The sequence below is a fragment of the Arthrobacter sp. LFS091 genome, assembly GCF_047977885.1.
Taxonomy (GTDB): Bacteria; Actinomycetota; Actinomycetes; order Actinomycetales; family Micrococcaceae; genus Arthrobacter.
The window spans coordinates 302,393-316,859 of sequence record NZ_JBFPFP010000003.1; the positions used below are offsets into that span (position 1 = coordinate 302,393).

Annotated in this window: 16 protein-coding genes; 10 read left to right on the forward strand and 6 right to left on the reverse strand. The window is 63.5% G+C overall.

Features of this window, described 5'->3' with window-relative positions; all coding sequences use genetic code 11:
• Nucleotides 1-31 precede the first annotated feature (31 nt).
• Nucleotides 32-430, reverse strand: coding sequence for a RidA family protein (locus ACNQOP_RS07060; protein WP_235518376.1), 399 nt, complete (start codon nucleotides 428-430; stop codon nucleotides 32-34).
• A gap of 135 nt (nucleotides 431-565) precedes the next feature.
• On the opposite strand from ACNQOP_RS07060, the gene ACNQOP_RS07065 reads away from it, so the two are divergent.
• From ACNQOP_RS07065 to ACNQOP_RS07095, 7 genes are read left to right on the forward strand one after another with little or no spacing between them, the layout of a single operon-like run.
• Nucleotides 566-1,402 carry a fumarylacetoacetate hydrolase family protein gene (locus ACNQOP_RS07065; RefSeq protein ID WP_416403787.1) on the forward strand — a complete coding sequence of 279 codons (837 nt, stop codon included), beginning with the start codon at nucleotides 566-568 and terminating at the stop codon, nucleotides 1,400-1,402.
• An 18-nt stretch (nucleotides 1,403-1,420) separates the two neighbouring features.
• Complete coding sequence (locus ACNQOP_RS07070; protein WP_235518381.1) at nucleotides 1,421-1,903, forward strand: cupin domain-containing protein; 483 nt, start codon at nucleotides 1,421-1,423, stop codon at nucleotides 1,901-1,903.
• A 3-nt stretch (nucleotides 1,904-1,906) separates the two neighbouring features.
• Nucleotides 1,907-2,779 (forward strand): acyl-CoA thioesterase, encoded by an 873-nt coding sequence (locus ACNQOP_RS07075; protein WP_416403788.1) that lies wholly within the window; start codon nucleotides 1,907-1,909, stop codon nucleotides 2,777-2,779.
• A 56-nt stretch (nucleotides 2,780-2,835) separates the two neighbouring features.
• Nucleotides 2,836-4,524, forward strand: coding sequence for an AMP-binding protein (locus ACNQOP_RS07080; protein ID WP_416403789.1), 1,689 nt, complete (start codon nucleotides 2,836-2,838; stop codon nucleotides 4,522-4,524).
• Between the two features lie 14 nt (nucleotides 4,525-4,538).
• Nucleotides 4,539-6,929 (forward strand): bifunctional salicylyl-CoA 5-hydroxylase/oxidoreductase, encoded by a 2,391-nt coding sequence (locus ACNQOP_RS07085; RefSeq protein ID WP_416403790.1) that lies wholly within the window; start codon nucleotides 4,539-4,541, stop codon nucleotides 6,927-6,929.
• A gap of 2 nt (nucleotides 6,930-6,931) precedes the next feature.
• Entirely contained in the window at nucleotides 6,932-8,290 is a 1,359-nt protein-coding gene (locus ACNQOP_RS07090; protein WP_416403791.1) for an MFS transporter, read from the forward strand.
• Nucleotides 8,291-8,298: 8 nt separating this feature from the next.
• Nucleotides 8,299-8,703, forward strand: coding sequence for an acyl-CoA thioesterase (locus ACNQOP_RS07095; protein WP_416403792.1), 405 nt, complete (start codon nucleotides 8,299-8,301; stop codon nucleotides 8,701-8,703).
• A gap of 61 nt (nucleotides 8,704-8,764) precedes the next feature.
• On the opposite strand, the gene ACNQOP_RS07100 is transcribed toward ACNQOP_RS07095, so the two are convergent.
• Entirely contained in the window at nucleotides 8,765-9,298 is a 534-nt protein-coding gene (locus ACNQOP_RS07100) for a hypothetical protein (RefSeq protein ID WP_257369770.1), read from the reverse strand.
• Between the two features lie 165 nt (nucleotides 9,299-9,463).
• On the opposite strand from ACNQOP_RS07100, the gene ACNQOP_RS07105 reads away from it, so the two are divergent.
• Nucleotides 9,464-10,363 carry a PaaX family transcriptional regulator C-terminal domain-containing protein gene (locus ACNQOP_RS07105; RefSeq protein ID WP_349469321.1) on the forward strand — a complete coding sequence of 300 codons (900 nt, stop codon included), beginning with the start codon at nucleotides 9,464-9,466 and terminating at the stop codon, nucleotides 10,361-10,363.
• Here the strand turns inward: ACNQOP_RS07105 and ACNQOP_RS07110 are convergent, their stop codons facing one another.
• Both ACNQOP_RS07110 and ACNQOP_RS07115 read right to left on the reverse strand, forming a co-directional pair.
• Nucleotides 10,364-11,146 (reverse strand): VOC family protein, encoded by a 783-nt coding sequence (locus tag ACNQOP_RS07110; protein ID WP_416403793.1) that lies wholly within the window; start codon nucleotides 11,144-11,146, stop codon nucleotides 10,364-10,366.
• 232 nt (nucleotides 11,147-11,378) lie between these two features.
• Nucleotides 11,379-12,020 (reverse strand): NADPH-dependent F420 reductase, encoded by a 642-nt coding sequence (locus ACNQOP_RS07115; RefSeq protein ID WP_416403794.1) that lies wholly within the window; start codon nucleotides 12,018-12,020, stop codon nucleotides 11,379-11,381.
• Nucleotides 12,021-12,103: 83 nt separating this feature from the next.
• Between ACNQOP_RS07115 and ACNQOP_RS07120 the strand changes: the two genes are divergently transcribed.
• Complete coding sequence (locus tag ACNQOP_RS07120; protein ID WP_416403795.1) at nucleotides 12,104-12,415, forward strand: hypothetical protein; 312 nt, start codon at nucleotides 12,104-12,106, stop codon at nucleotides 12,413-12,415.
• Nucleotides 12,405-13,103 (forward strand): HAD family hydrolase, encoded by a 699-nt coding sequence (locus ACNQOP_RS07125; protein WP_416403796.1) that lies wholly within the window; start codon nucleotides 12,405-12,407, stop codon nucleotides 13,101-13,103. Before ACNQOP_RS07120 ends, ACNQOP_RS07125 begins: the two co-directional genes overlap by 11 nt.
• A 79-nt stretch (nucleotides 13,104-13,182) precedes the next feature.
• Here ACNQOP_RS07125 and ACNQOP_RS07130 read toward each other — a convergent pair whose 3' ends face one another.
• Both ACNQOP_RS07130 and ACNQOP_RS07135 read right to left on the reverse strand, forming a co-directional pair.
• Nucleotides 13,183-13,572, reverse strand: coding sequence for a hypothetical protein (locus tag ACNQOP_RS07130; RefSeq protein ID WP_235518435.1), 390 nt, complete (start codon nucleotides 13,570-13,572; stop codon nucleotides 13,183-13,185).
• Nucleotides 13,573-13,693: 121 nt separating this feature from the next.
• On the reverse strand, nucleotides 13,694-14,305 hold the full coding sequence (locus ACNQOP_RS07135; RefSeq protein WP_416403797.1) for an NADPH-dependent FMN reductase: 612 nt from the start codon (nucleotides 14,303-14,305) through the stop codon (nucleotides 13,694-13,696).
• Nucleotides 14,306-14,467: the final 162 nt, after the last annotated feature.

A 14,467-nucleotide genomic window follows, 5' to 3' on the forward strand; every position in this document is an offset into this window, starting at 1 on the left:
CCGCGCGTCCCACAGACTTGGCCTATCGGGCTTACCGCTCCGGGATCACCGCGATGCCCTGAATTTCGATCAAGGCCTCTTTCTGCCACAGCCGCGTGACGCCGATGCCGGCCATGGCCGGGTACTGCGATCCGGCCATTTCACGCCAGATGCGTCCGATTTCGCGGCCGTTGGCCATGTAGTCATCCACGTCCGTGAGGTAGATGGTCACGTTGACCAGGTCCTCGGGTTCTCCGCCGGCCTCGCGCAGGGTAGTCAGCACGTTGGTGAATGCCTGCGTGAACTGTTCCACGATGCCGCCGGGAACGATGTTCATGTTCTTGTCCAGGGCGGTTTGCCCACCCAGGAAGACGGTGTTGCCGGCCAGAATGCCGTGCGCAAAGCCCGATGGCTTGGGCAGGGACTCCGGGTTGATCGTCTGGTGGCTCATGCTGTTCCTCCTCGTAATGGCAACTGCAAAACTTTTGGAAAGCCTCTGTGCAGATCATTTCTGCCGTGCTACGTTGAGCATATGTGACGATCGTAAAAAAGTCGACACATCGAAAATTCTCGAAGGGAACCAGCAATGAAACTTGCCACCTTGCGCACGGCAAACGGAGGTACGACGGCGGCACTCGCCACGGGCGCCGACTCTTACCTGGCGCTTCCGGCCAGCGACGTGGGCGCACTCCTGGGCCAGGCCAACTGGCGGGCCGTGGTGGAAGCTGCGGACGGAGAGGCCATCAGCAACCCTGACTTCGCACCGCTGCTGCCCAACGCCGGCAAAGTCATCTGCTGCGGCCTCAACTACGGGGACCACATCCAGGAGATGGGCCGTGAACTCCCCGAGTTCCCCACCCTGTTCGCCAAGTACGCGGACACCCTGGTGGGTGCTACCGACGCTGTAGAAGTCCAAGGCAGCGGCCGCGTCGACTGGGAAGCCGAGCTCGCCGTCGTCGTTGGCTCTGAACTGTTCCACGCCGATGAGGACCAAGCCCGGCAGGGCATCGCCGGATATACGGTGGCGAACGACGTCTCCGTGCGCGACTGGCAGAACCGGACGCTGCAGTGGTTCCAGGGCAAGGCGTGGGACCGTACGACTCCCGTCGGTCCGGTCATGGTCACCACGGACGAAGCCGGAGAGCATTTCCAGGTCCGCGGCTACGTCAACGGGGAACTGGTGCAGGACGGGAACACCAGAACGCTGGTCTTTGGCCCCGCGCAGTTGCTCTCCTACATTTCACAGTTCACCATCCTGCGTCCCGGCGACCTGGTGCTCACGGGAACGCCCGGGGGAGTGGGTATGGGGATGACTCCGCCGCGCTTCCTGGCGGACGGCGACACCCTGGTGACCGAAATCGATGGAATCGGCCGGTTGGAGAACCGGTTCCGGATCCACGCACACGCTGAAGCAACCGTCTAACAACAAAGGAGAAATCCCATGAGCCAGACCACCACCGAATACCGCCTCGAAGGCGACAACTCCATCTACGCCCAGCCTGACGGCAAGGTAGTACCGGTCGTTACCCGCGCCGGCGCCGAGGATACCAACACCGCACAGTCAGGCGACTGCATCCGGGTTTCCGGCGTCAGCATCCAGCACACCCCGGCAACCAAGATCTGGTTCGGCCAGGTATCCAACACCCCCGGATACCGCTCCCTCCCGCACCACCACGGCGAGGCTGAGACCGGCGGCTACGTCCTCCGGGGCCACGGCCGCATCTACTTCGGCGAGAACTACTCCGAGTTCATCGACATGAAGGCCGGCGACTGGGTGTTCGTGCCGCCGTTCATGCCCCACGTCGAAGCCAACATGTCCATCACCGAAGAACTCGTCTGGTTGACGGCTCGCACGCCGGAAAACCTCGTGGTCAACCTCGAGGACGTCCCGGACGAGACCCTCGCCGACTACCGCCGGGCATAAGCGATGATCACTGGAACCCTGACGTCGGAGACGTTCCTTAAGGCCGTGGAGCTCACCCCCGTGGCCGCAGAGGTCTTCGACGAAGCGTATGAAGCAACCACCCAGTACGTGCCGTGGCCAAAAGCCTATGGTGGAGACATGGTGGCGCAGGCTGCGGCTGCGATGATGCGCTCGGTGGATGCTGACAGGCAACTCCACTCGATGCACAGCTACTTCATGCGCCCGGTGGATATTGGTTCCAGCGTCCGGTACGAGGTGGAGCGCTTGCGCGATGGGCGCGGGTACTCCACCAGAACAGTCCGCGGCTTCCAGAACGGCAAACCCGTCTACGCCGCCATGGGTTCCTTCCAGGTTCCCGAGGACGGTCCGGACTTCCAGCCCCAGGCTCCTGCCGCCGTCGAGCCTGAATCGCTGCGGACAGCAGCGGAAGCGCTGGACGGCGTGGATAGCACAGCAGCTGAGTACTGGTCCACGGGCCGCAGCTTCGATATGAGGCATATGCCCGGCCCGGTATATATCGATCTGGAAGGCGGCCCTGTACCGCAGCAGGCCATTTGGGTGAAAGCCTTCGATGCCCTGCCTGACGACGCCGACCTGCACCGCACGGCTCTTGCCTACGTGTGCGATTACACCATCCTGGAGCCCCTGCTCCGGGTCAACGGACTCAACTGGTCCAGCCCCGGACTCGCTACCGCGTCCCTGGACCACTCCATGTGGTTCCACCGGGACGGCCGCGCCGACGACTGGGTTCTCTACGCCCAGGACGCCATCTCCGGCCAGAGCAACAGGGGCCTCGCCATGGGCCGCTTCTTCGACCGGCAGGGACGACTCCTTGCCACGGTTGCCCAAGAAGGCATGATCCGGGCCGGCGCCTAACCAACTTCCCACTCCCCAACCATCGCTTCAACGACGCACCACTGAAAGGAACGGCCATGAGCATGACGCCATCGGCCCACGTGGACACGTTCACCCGCGACCACCTGCCGCCCGCCGACACCTGGCCGGCGCTTGAATTCACCCTCCCCGAACTCCAATACCCCGAGCGGCTCAACGCTGCGGCCGTTCTGATCGACGACGCTGTCGAACAGTTTGGCCCGGACCGTCCCGCCCTGTGGACGCCGGAAGGAACGGTTTGGACCTATGGTCAGCTCCAGACCCGCTCCAACCAGGTTGCCCAGGTCCTCACCGAAGACCTCGGCGTCCTTCCCGGCAACCGTGTGCTGCTGCGTGGCCCCAACAACCCCTGGATCGTGGCGGCCTGGCTGGGTGTCCTGAAAGCCGGCGCGGTAGTGGTCACCACCATGCCCATGCTGCGTTCCACTGAGGTCTCCACGCTCATCCAGCTCACCAAGCCGGTGGTGGCTATTTCCGACCACCGGTTCGTGGACGAGCTCGCGATCGCCGCCGGGGATGACGTCACCGTCCTGACGTACGGAGCCGGCAACGGGTTCGACGACGACGGCGACCTCGCCTCCCGTTGCGGGCATAAGAGTGGGAAGTTCACGGCTGTGGACACTGCTGCCGACGACGTTGCCCTGTTGGGTCCGACGTCCGGCACCACGGGTGTGCCAAAGGTGACCATGCACTTTCACCGGGACATCCTGGCCAATGCGGACACCTTTGCCCGCTATATCCTGCAGCCCACTGCCGAGGACGTGTTCGCGGGTTCGCCGCCGTTAGCCTTCACCTTTGGGCTGGGCGGACTGGTGGTGTTCCCGCTTCGGTTTGGTGCATCGTCGCTCCTGACCGAGAAGGCAGGGCCAGTGGAATTGGCTGAGCATGCCTCAAAGGCCGGGGCCACCATCCTGTTCACCGCCCCCACCGCCTATCGGGCCATCCTCAAGGAGAAGCGCGGGGACCTACTGCGCAGCCTGCGCATTGCCGTTTCGGCCGGTGAGCACCTGTCCAAGGAAACCTGGGAAGCCGTGCACCAGGCCACCGGGTTGCGTTTGGTCAACGGAATCGGTGCAACTGAGATGCTGCACGTTTTCATTTCCGCTGCCGGTGATGACATCCGCCCCGGCACGACGGGCCGCGCGGTACCGGGCTTCCGGGCGACCATCCTGGACAACGACGGCAACGAACTCGGCCCGGGCAGCATCGGACGGCTGGCAGTGATTGGTCCCACGGGATGCCGCTACCTGGACGATCCCCGGCAGGCTAACTACGTGGTGAACGGCTGGAACGTCACAGGTGACACATTCGCCATGGACGGCGACGGGTACTTCACCTACCAGGCCCGCTCGGACAACATGATTGTGTCCTCCGGCTACAACATCGGCGCTCCGGAAGTCGAAACCGCCATCGACCAGCACCCGGACGTGGTGGAAAACGCGGTCATCGGGATTCCGGATGAGGAGCGCGGCAGCATCGTCTGCGCGTTTGTGGTCCTCCGCGACGGCGTCGAAGGAGACGCCACCAAGCGCAAGGAAATCCAGGATTTCGTCAAGCAGACCATCGCCCCGTACAAGTACCCGCGCGATGTCCGTTTCGTCACCGAACTCCCGCGCAACCCCAGCGGAAAACTTCAGCACTTCAAGCTCCGCGACGGCTTCCTGAAGCCTGCGGCAAACGCGGACAAGAACGTACAACTTACCCCTGCCGGCCAGAGCCAGGCCTGAGAAGGAGCAACACCATGAAAATCGCAATCGTTGGAGGCGGCCCGGGCGGCCTGTACTTCGCAGCATTGATGAAGCAGCTGGATCCGTCCCACGACATCACCCTTTGGGAGCGCAACGCTGCCAGCGACACCTTCGGTTTCGGCGTCGTGTTTTCCGATGAGACCCTGGGCGGGATCGGCAACGCCGATCCAGTGGTGGCTGAATACATGAGCCGTCGTTTTGCCCGCTGGTCGGACATCGACATCCACTTCGGCGGCGAGACGATCACCGTTGGCGGCCAGGGCTTCGCTGCCATGAGCCGCAAGGAACTCTTGGAGCTGCTGCAGCGCCGCTGCATCGAACTCAACGTGGACGTTCGGTTCAGCACGGTGGCTCCGCCGGTGGAAGAGCTCGAAGCCAATTACGATCTGGTCCTTGCCGCGGACGGCATCAACTCGCAGATCCGCGCCAAGTACGCCGACGCGTTCCAGCCGGATCTGGACCCCCGCAGCAACAAGTTCATGTGGCTCGGCACCAACCAGGTCTTTGAAGCCTTCAAGTTCTTCGTGAAGGAAACCGAGTGGGGCGTCATGCAGATCCATGGCTACCCGTACTCGGATGAGGGCTCCACCTTCATCGTGGAGATGCACCAGGATGTTTGGCACGCCGCCGGCTTTGACGAGACCGCCAACGAGGTCTTCCCTCCCGGTGTTTCCGACGAGAAATCCATTGCAAAGATCCGCGAAATCTTCGCCGAAGAGCTGGACGGGTACGACGTCCTGACCAACAACTCCAAATGGATCAACTTCACCACGGTCCGGAACCAGAGCTGGCGCAAGGGCAACGTGGTGCTCCTGGGCGACGCTGCCCACACGGCACACTTCTCCATCGGCTCCGGCACCAAGCTGGCCATGGAAGACTCCCTCGCACTGGCGGCCTGCCTGCACGAGCACGCGGATATCGAGGCCGCGCTGGAAGCCTACGAAACCGAACGCCGGCCCGTGGTGGCATCCACGCAGCGCGCAGCCCAGGCATCCCTGGAGTGGTTCGAGCGCATCGGCCAGTACAAGGACCAGGATCCCACCCAGTTCGCTTTCAACCTGCTCACCCGCAGCCGCCGCATCACCCAGGAAAACCTGCGTCTCCGCGATCCCGAATTCGCCGACGCCGTGGACCGGGACTTTGCCCAGTCCCAGGGACTCACTGAGGTGGCTCCGGCCATGTTCCAGCCCTTCCGCATCGGGGAACTGGAGCTGAAGAACCGCATTGTGGTCTCCCCGATGGACATGTATTCAGCCACGGACGGCGTTCCCGGTGACTTCCACAAGGTCCACCTGGGCTCCAAGGCCCTGGGTGGTGCCGGGCTGGTCATGACCGAGATGGTCTGCGTCTCGGAAACCGGCCGGATCACCCCCGGCTGCACCGGCCTCTACACGGATGCCCAGCGCGATAGCTGGAAGGAGATCGTGGACTTCGTCCACGGTCGTTCCACCGCAAAGATCGGCGCGCAGTTGGGCCACTCCGGCCGCAAGGGCTCCACCAAGCTCATGTGGGAAGGCATCGACCAGCCGCTTGAGTCCGGCAACTGGACCGCCGTCGGCCCTTCTGCCTTGCCGTACAGCGCCGAAAACCAGACCCCCGTTGAACTGGATCGTACCGGGATGGACGCCATTAAGGCCGAGTTCGTCGCTTCTGCCGTCCGTGCCGAGGAAGCCGGCTTCGACCTCCTTGAAATCCACGCAGCCCACGGCTACCTGCTCTCTTCGTTCCTTTCGCCGGTGTCCAACAAGCGGACCGACGAATACGGCGGCAGCCTGGAGAACCGGCTGCGGTTCCCGCTGGAAGTGTTCGACGCCGTTCGCGCGGTGTGGCCTGCCGGCAAGCCGGTGACGGTACGCATCTCCGCGACCGACTGGATCGAGGGTGGCAACACCTCCGATGATTCCGTGGCGATCGCGAAGGCCTTCGTTGAGCACGGTGCCGCCGGCCTGGATGTCTCCACCGGCCAGGTCGCCAAGGAAGAGAAGCCTGCCTTCGGGCGCAGCTACCAGACCCCGTTCGCCGACCGCATCCGTCAGGAAGTCGCCGCTCCGGCAGGCGTGGCAGTGATCGCCGTCGGCGCTATCTCCAGCTACGACGACGTCAATTCCATCCTCCTGGCCGGCCGTGCGGACCTCATCGCGCTCGGCCGTACGCATCTCTACGATCCCCAGTGGACCCTGCACGCTGCGGCTGAACAGGAATACCAGGGCCCGGGCGCACAGTGGATCCCGCAGTTCCGTGCCGGACGCCGCAAGCCGCCGAGCTCACGCACCGACGCAGTCCGTCCGCGTCTGTCGCTGCTCAAGGAAGTAGACATTGAAGAGTCCTCCACACACCTTCGTTGGACTCCCCGGTCCGACGCAGCATCGGTCCTGGTGAAGTAGTCATGGCAACCGCACCCGTCAATGACTGGAATGTACCCACCAAAACCACCGGCATGGTGTTGTTCTGCTGCTGGATCGCGATCCTGGCCGAGGGATACGACGTCGGTGTCCTGGGCGCGGTGCTCCCGGCCCTGGCTGAGTACAAGGAATGGAACCTCTCGCCGCTGGCACTGGGCGGATTGGGGTCATATGCCTTGATCGGCATGCTTATTGGAGCGCTCTTCATCGGCACCCTGAGTGACCTGGTGGGCCGCAAGAGGATGCTGTTGGCCTCCATGGTCATCTTCACGCTCACCCAGGCAGGCGCAGCGTGGGCACCTACGCCGGAACTGTTCGACCTGTTCCGCCTGATCGGCGGGCTGGGCATGGGCGGCGTGATCCCCGTGGCTGCGGCCCTGACCATTGAGTACTCGGCCCCGAACAAGCGCTCCTTCAACTACGGGCTCATGTACTCCGGTTATTCACTGGGGATCGTCGTGGCGGCCCTAGCTGCCTTGTTCGTGCTGCCGATCGGTGGTTGGCGTGCAGTAATCGCCATCGGCGCCGCGCCCGTGGTGCTGCTCCCGATCATCTGGAAGTTCCTCCCCGAGTCCCTCGAATACCTTGAGTCCAAGGGGCGATCGCCTGAGGCCAAGGCTTTGGCCGCCAAACTGCAGATCTCCGAATACCGGCCGGTGGTTCCTGCCGCTCCTGTGGCCGGCGCCCAGGCGGACCCGTGGTGGAAGACGATCACCACGATGTTCTCCCGGAAGTACCTGCGTTCCACCGTCTTCTTCTGGATCTCCCTGTTCCTGGGCCTGCTGCTGGTTTACGGCCTGAACACGTGGCTGCCCAGCATCATGAAGAAGGCCGGTTACGACCTCGGCTCGTCGCTGACATTCCTGCTGGTCTTCAGTCTGGCTTCCGCGATCGGTGGCCTGCTTCTGGGCCGGGCCGCGGACAAGTACGGCAAGAAGCTCATCCTGGTGGTGTTCTACATTCTGGGCGGCCTGGGCATCATGCTGTTGGTCTTCCCCAACACCATGGTGGTCAACCTGCTCTTCGTGGCCTTCGCCGGTATTGGGTCAATCTCAACCTCACTGGTTCTGACCGGCTACATCGCCGATTACTACCCGGCGAAGGTCCGTGGAACGGCGACCGGCTGGGCGTTGAGCTTCGCCCGCCTTGGTGCCATCTCGGGACCGTTGATCGGTGGCTGGATTGCCGGCTCGAAGCTGCCCTTCGAAGCGAACTTCGCGATCTTTGCGGGTATCGCCGTGCTGGCGGCCGGTGCGGTAGCGTTGATTCCCAAGCCACAACCTGAGGTGCCGGTATCCGCCGTCGACGTCGACCCTGACGACGCCGCAGTCAGCGCCCGGTAGGAGCATAAGTGGATAGGTTTCCGGAGGCGTGCGTCGAGCGAACGGTGGAATGGGTGGACACCGACGCCTCCGGACACCAGCACAACTCGGCCATCCTGCGCTGGGTGGAAGCCGCCGAAGCTGAACTCTTCCGGTCCCTGGACCTGCCGGACTATTTCCCCAGCGCGCCCAGGGTCCAGCAAGTCATCAACTACAAAGCCAAGCTGTGGTTCGGCCAGCGCATCACCGCAACGGTGAAGATCAGCGCCCTGGGGCGCACCTCGCTCACCATGGCATTCGAGGTGACGTCCGACGGCGGTGACGTGGCGGCTTTCGGTACGGTCACCACCGTCCACGTACCCAGCGGAGCCCCCTCAGCGGAGCCGTGGCCGGAGCACTTCGTCCGCAGGATCACCGCGCGAGATGGCACCTAATGACAATGCCAGGGCCTGGGATTGTCATTTAGTGCCATCTCGGCGTGGGATTTGGGAGCCCTTAGCGGAGACCCTTCAGGATGTTCTTGGGCCGCTGCATCTCACCATGCTTGGCACCAAGGATGATCACCCAGGCCGCGAATGCGGGGATGGCCCACTGCAGTGCCTTCAGCTGGGTCTGGGCTGACTTGAGTTCATCGGAAGCGCCTGCGCGGGGCTCGGTGGCTCCTTCTGCGCCCTCTTCGGAGAGCTCATCGACCTTCTTGCCAACAACGCCCGCGTAGAGGGTGACGGCAGCTCCGGCCAATGTCACCACGGTCTTGTAGATAGTGTTGGCGGCGACGCTGTCCTGCTTCGCGATCCTGCCCTTGTTCTCCCAAGCGATTGCCAGGTCTGAGGCGAGGTGCCCGGCGAAGGCTGCCGTCTGCACAGGAGCCCACTTGCCCCAACCCTTGCTCGACAACCGGGTACGCTCCGTCGGATCTTTGGCTTCCGCAGCGGCCCCATTCAGCCCAATGGCCCCCATCAATGAGCCGCCAAACCAGGCCGCGGCCGTAAGGTCGTGAATGGAGCGTGCTACCAGGTTTCCTGCCATGATGTGCTTCCTATCGTTTGAACGGAAAGATCTCTCCGGGGCAGTAACAGCCCTGGAACAGCGTCCGTCCATAGTAAGCATGCTTAGTATGGCTCGGCTAGTCTCGGGTGGGGTGCGGCGCGGACCTATGATGAACTGGACTGGCGCCCAATGCGGGGCGCGGAAATGAGGATCCTTCCGATGTTCGCCGTCCCGGCACCCCCGGTGCGCCACCAACAGCTGCTCGTTACGATTTTCGGGCTCTATGGTCGGAACGCGGGTGATGCCCTGCCGGTGTCCGCACTGATTTCCATGTTGGGCTCACTCGGTTACGACGCTCCGGGCGTGAGGTCCTCTGTCTCCAGGCTCAAGGCAAAAGGCGTGCTGAAGAGCGTTCGCGAAGGCGGGATTGCCAAATACAAAATCTCGGAGTCGGTCAGCGACGTGTTCCGCGAAGGTGACCGCCGGATCTTTGCCCCCGAGCAGCCTGCGCCCGTGGATACCTGGGTGCTGGCTGTGTTCTCCGTGCCCGAGTCCATGCGGAACCGGCGGCATCAACTGCGTTCAGCATTGTCTGGCCTGGGCTTCGGCTCCGTAGCCAACGGCGTGTGGATTGCGCCGGCCCACAAGCTCGAGCAGGCCAAGGAGCGTCTCACTGCCAGTGGTTTGATCGAGTTTGTGGACCTGTTCCGGAGCGATTACGTCTTTGACGGACCCATGCGTCCCAAAATCTCGGAGTGGTGGGACCTCAAGGAACTCGATGAACAGTTCACCGAGTTCCTTGGACTCTATGGGGACGCGGAGCAGCAATGGATTGAGCGCGTGGGCGAGGACCCGAACGTTGCCCTGGCCCACTCCACAGAGGAGTTGCGGCGTGACGCGTTCCGCTACTACATCCCCATGCTGACCATGTGGCGCCGGTTTCCGTACCGGGACCCGAACCTGCCGACGGACTACCTGCCGCCCGAATGGCACGGCCCGGCCGTCCGCAGGACCTTCCAGGCCGTGCATCGCCTGGCCGCGCCCTTGGCTGCCGCCCACGCGCACGAGATCATCGCCGAAGCGCTGGACCCGGCAGCGGCCTGACTATTCGCTGGTTCGCGGTGCGTCGATGAGGCCGAACACCTCTCCCTGTGGACCCCGCACCACGGCCATGCGTCCCAGCGGGCTGTCCGTGACCGGTTCCAGGAGTGTCGCACCCAGTTCCACAGCCCGGGTGGCAGAGCCCTCCACAAAGTCGCTGGCGAACCAGGTCATCCAATGGTTGGGTGTGGTCCCGGAGAGCCCGGTGTCATGGTGGACCCCTGCTACTTCGCGGCCATCCAGCGGCCTGCGAATAGTGGAGTAGACCAAGCCATCCTCCGTGACGTCCTGGTAGCTGACGTCGAAGACTCCGGAGTAGAAGGCGCGGGCCGCTGCGTAGTCGCGGGTATGGAGCTCGTTCCAGCACAGCGCGCCGTGCTCGTTGACCCGCTCCGCGCCGATGTGGTTGCCTGCCTGCCAGACTCCGAACACTGCGCCGGCGCTGTCTACGGCCAAGGCCATGCGGCCGGAGTCCATGACGTCGAACGGCTGCGCAATCAGCTGTCCACCCGCGGCACTGATCTTCTTCGCGGTGACGTCAACATCATCCGATGCGAGGAACGTTGTCCACGTGGTGGGCATGGACGGATCCTGCTTGGGGCCCAGTCCTGCCACGGCACGCCCGCCAACACAGGCCAGGACATAGCCGCCCGCGTCCTGGTCACCGGAGATGAAATCCCAGCCGAACAGGCCAGAATAGAAGGATTTCGCCGCTTTGGGATCCTCTGCGCCGAGGTCCACCCACATGGGGGTTGCTGCAGGCCAGCTCGAGATTCGTGTGGACATGGGACTCCTCGCGTAGGGGCTTTTAGGGCGAAGCTGCCTCCCCGTAAGCCCATGCGCCGGGCCTGACGGAGAGGCAGCCACCCATAATGTGCGCGCCGCCGCCGATTCGTGACACCGTTTCGCCGTCCTTTTTTCGGCCTCCAGGGGGCCAATTGCCGGAACCAAAAGCACCCATGACAAAAGGCGGCGGGCAAGCATCAGCTGCTTGCCCGCCGTCGTGCGTAAACCGGATTTAGACGGTGCGGGTTGCCTTGGCGAGGTTGTCGCGGAGTTCGTCCGCATTCTGCCGTATGACGTAGGCGGGGCGGTCGCGCTCGACGCGCCAGCTGTCTTCCAGCGGGCCGATGTTGACGGTGTCGAAGCCGAATTCGTCGTAGAGCCTGGTGACAAGTTCTGCGGCTTCGGGGAAGTCGCTGGCGGTGGCCAGGGCGCGGCGGTTCGGCGTCCCTGCGGGGGTGCCGTCAGTGGTGATGTCCTTGGCAAAGATGTGGTTGAAGCCCTTGGCTACCTTGGAGGTGGGGAGGTGCTTCTGGAGAAGGCCTGATGTGGTTGCTTCGCCGTTGTCCAGCTCGGGGATACGGCCGTCGCGCTCCCAGTAGTAGTTGTTCGTGTCGATGACGACCTTGCCCTCAAGCGGCTCCGTGGGGATGCTTCGGTAGTTCTTCAAGGGAACGGTCACGACGGCGAAATCGCCTGCCGCTGCTGCTTCGGCTGCCGTGGCGGCCCGGGCCCTCGGCCCAAGTTCCGCGACCAGATCGCCCAGCGTCTCGGGACCCCGCGAGTTGCTGATCACGACGTCGTAGCCCAGTTCCACGGCCTTGCGTGCAACCTGGCTGCCAATGTGTCCTGCACCGATGATTCCAATTGTTGTCATGTCGGTGCCAACAAGATGTTGCAGGCGCGTATTTCCCGCGTTACGCCACATTTCTTAGGTGGCCTATACTAAGTAGTCTTACTATGCATTTCATCGATGGCGAGGAGGTTGGCGTGGCCGGGCACTTGGAGATGGTTGAAACGCCCGATGGGGGATATCGGATTCTGATGGTGGACGGCAGTGACGTCCTCATGGGCCTCTCAAAGCGGTTCTCTTCGATGGATGAGGCGGTGGAAGGCGTGGAGGCCATCCGGGAAGTGGCCGGCACTGGCCTGCTGCGGCAAGCCTCATCTGAGAGGTACGCGGTACTGATGTTGGAAGAGCCTGTCATTGATTCGGCACTCGCTGCGCAAGGTACCCACGCGGCGTCGGAAGTGGTGGGTTGTGGCAACTAAGGTGAAGTCCCAAAAGAAGCGCGCAGTCCTCTTTGATGTGGACGGTACGCTGATCGATTCCAGCTACTTCCATGCAATGGCCTGGTGGCAGGCGTTCAGGCGCGAAGGGCTGGACATCGAAATGTCGGCCATCCACCGCCGCGTAGGCATGGGAGGCGACAAGCTGATCCAGAGCCTGGTCCCGGACTGCACCGACGAAATGCAGGAAGATTTGAAGTCGGCCCACGGTGCCGTGTTCTCGACGTTCTGGCCGACGCTCCGGCCCTTCGATTCCGCGCGTGACCTTCTGGCGGCATGCTCCGACGCCGGTCTTGCGGTCGGATTGGCATCATCGGCGCAGCAACGCGACCTCGACGTAAGCCGCCACCTCCTCGACGCGGGCTCCTCCATCGACGCCTGGACCAGCTCCAACGATGCCGAGGAAAGCAAGCCCGCCCCGGACATCCTGGTGGCCTGCCTGGAGAAGCTCGGCGTGGACCCGGAGGACGCCGTCTTTGTTGGCGACGCCGTGTGGGACGTGAAGGCCGGCGCTGCGATCGGAGTGCCGGTGGTTGCCCTGACCTGCGGTGGAATCAGCGAAGCGGAACTTCGGGACGCAGGAGCCGCGGAAGTCTATGACAATCCGCAGCACCTGCTGGAGCACTTGGAGACGAGCCTTATTGGCAAGTTGAGCGGCCGGGCCAGCTGAGCGACGGGCCAGCTGACCGCTAGGGTCACCTGACCGTCACGGGGCGCCTGGCTCCTTGAGGTGAGGCGCCCCCGCCCGGTTACCGGCCGTCGTCGTGTTGGATGCCTTTGTCCCGACCGCGGCGGTTCCGCAGCGTCCAGATGATGAGCGCGATGATGATGACGGCGGCTACCCCAGCGAGGACCCACGGAACGACGTCTGTCCGGGTTTGCTGTTGCTGGCCGGTTTCGCTGGTGCCGGGGTTGGCCGGGCCTGTGCCCGCTGGGTTTGGAGCGTCGGATGTTGGCTCCGCCGTGGGGGTTGCGGTGGAAGGGCCGGAGGGGTTGCTCGGCTCGGGCGATGGGCTCTGTGTGGTTGCGGCAACGCTGCCCTGAAGGCTTGTGGCCGCGCCAGCGGCTCCGGCAGTGGAGGCGGCGGTGCCGACGAAAAGGGTCACTGCCAAGGCGGTCATAGCTACTCTACGAAGCATCTTCTTCTCCTGGGGTAGGCCTGTTCCTAAATCCTCGTAGTAGTAAGCATACTGACTAAATCGCAGACCGAGGGTACCGGGTGTCGCCCGTTCAGATCCGGGCGACACCCAACCCGCGGTCCTAGCGGTTCAACTTGTCGGCATCCGGTTCCGGGTCGCCGATGTGGCCCGGTGCGTTGGCGGCAAGGACGCGCTGCACGAACGCGCTGTACTCCTCCATGTAGTGCCGCAGGAGGCCTGCGGTGCCTTCATCCTTAACGGAACCGTCGTCGTCGTAAGCGTCCGCGACAAAACGGATGTACGCCTCCGGTGCGTTCAACTGCGGCGCGTCCAGGAAGCTCAGCACGCTCCGCATCGAGGACTGCATCACCGCAGTGCCGATACCGCCCGGCGACGCTCCGATGATTCCGGTGGGCTTTCGGGCGAAGGAATTAGTACCCCACGGGCGCGAGCCCCAGTCGATGGCGTTCTTCAGCGCGCCCGGAATGGAGCGGTTGTACTCCGGCGAGACGAACAGGATGCCGTCCGAGGCCGCGATGGCATCCTTCAACGCCTTGCCGGCCGGCGGAAAGTCGGCGTCGTAGTCGGAGCTGTAGAGGGGGAGGTCCTTGATTTCGATCTCATGGAACTCGAGTTCCGGCGGCGCCACGCTGATCAGCGCCTTGGAGAGGGTCCGGTTGATGGAGGTACTTGAAAGACTTCCTACGAAATAGCCGATTTTGAACGTGTCCATAGCGGCGTTCCTTCCCGACGGCACGGCCGGAACCGGCTCGTCGACGGTGTGGTGGCTGGTTGCCACCAGCTTCCACCGACCCTAGTGGACTTGTGCACATAGCGCAGCCCCCTACTCCCGCCCGGACCCTTGCGGTCATAGACTCATGCCAACTGGTTTCTG

Excerpts from the sequence above, each read along its gene's own strand:
- ACNQOP_RS07105 (WP_349469321.1), top strand. The coding sequence starts at position 9,464 with ATGAGGATCCTTCCGATGTTCGCCGTCCCGGCACCCCCGGTGCGCCAC.
- ACNQOP_RS07100 (WP_257369770.1), bottom strand. The coding sequence starts at position 9,298 with ATGGCAGGAAACCTGGTAGCACGCTCCATTCACGACCTTACGGCCGCG.
- ACNQOP_RS07075 (WP_416403788.1), top strand. The coding sequence starts at position 1,907 with ATGATCACTGGAACCCTGACGTCGGAGACGTTCCTTAAGGCCGTGGAG.
- ACNQOP_RS07120 (WP_416403795.1), top strand. The coding sequence starts at position 12,104 with ATGCATTTCATCGATGGCGAGGAGGTTGGCGTGGCCGGGCACTTGGAG.
- ACNQOP_RS07130 (WP_235518435.1), bottom strand. The coding sequence starts at position 13,572 with ATGCTTCGTAGAGTAGCTATGACCGCCTTGGCAGTGACCCTTTTCGTC.
- ACNQOP_RS07135 (WP_416403797.1), bottom strand. The coding sequence starts at position 14,305 with ATGGACACGTTCAAAATCGGCTATTTCGTAGGAAGTCTTTCAAGTACC.
- ACNQOP_RS07060 (WP_235518376.1), bottom strand. The coding sequence starts at position 430 with ATGAGCCACCAGACGATCAACCCGGAGTCCCTGCCCAAGCCATCGGGC.
- ACNQOP_RS07080 (WP_416403789.1), top strand. The coding sequence starts at position 2,836 with ATGAGCATGACGCCATCGGCCCACGTGGACACGTTCACCCGCGACCAC.
- ACNQOP_RS07090 (WP_416403791.1), top strand. The coding sequence starts at position 6,932 with ATGGCAACCGCACCCGTCAATGACTGGAATGTACCCACCAAAACCACC.
- ACNQOP_RS07110 (WP_416403793.1), bottom strand. The coding sequence starts at position 11,146 with ATGTCCACACGAATCTCGAGCTGGCCTGCAGCAACCCCCATGTGGGTG.
- ACNQOP_RS07065 (WP_416403787.1), top strand. The coding sequence starts at position 566 with ATGAAACTTGCCACCTTGCGCACGGCAAACGGAGGTACGACGGCGGCA.
- ACNQOP_RS07070 (WP_235518381.1), top strand. The coding sequence starts at position 1,421 with ATGAGCCAGACCACCACCGAATACCGCCTCGAAGGCGACAACTCCATC.
- ACNQOP_RS07085 (WP_416403790.1), top strand. The coding sequence starts at position 4,539 with ATGAAAATCGCAATCGTTGGAGGCGGCCCGGGCGGCCTGTACTTCGCA.
- ACNQOP_RS07115 (WP_416403794.1), bottom strand. The coding sequence starts at position 12,020 with ATGACAACAATTGGAATCATCGGTGCAGGACACATTGGCAGCCAGGTT.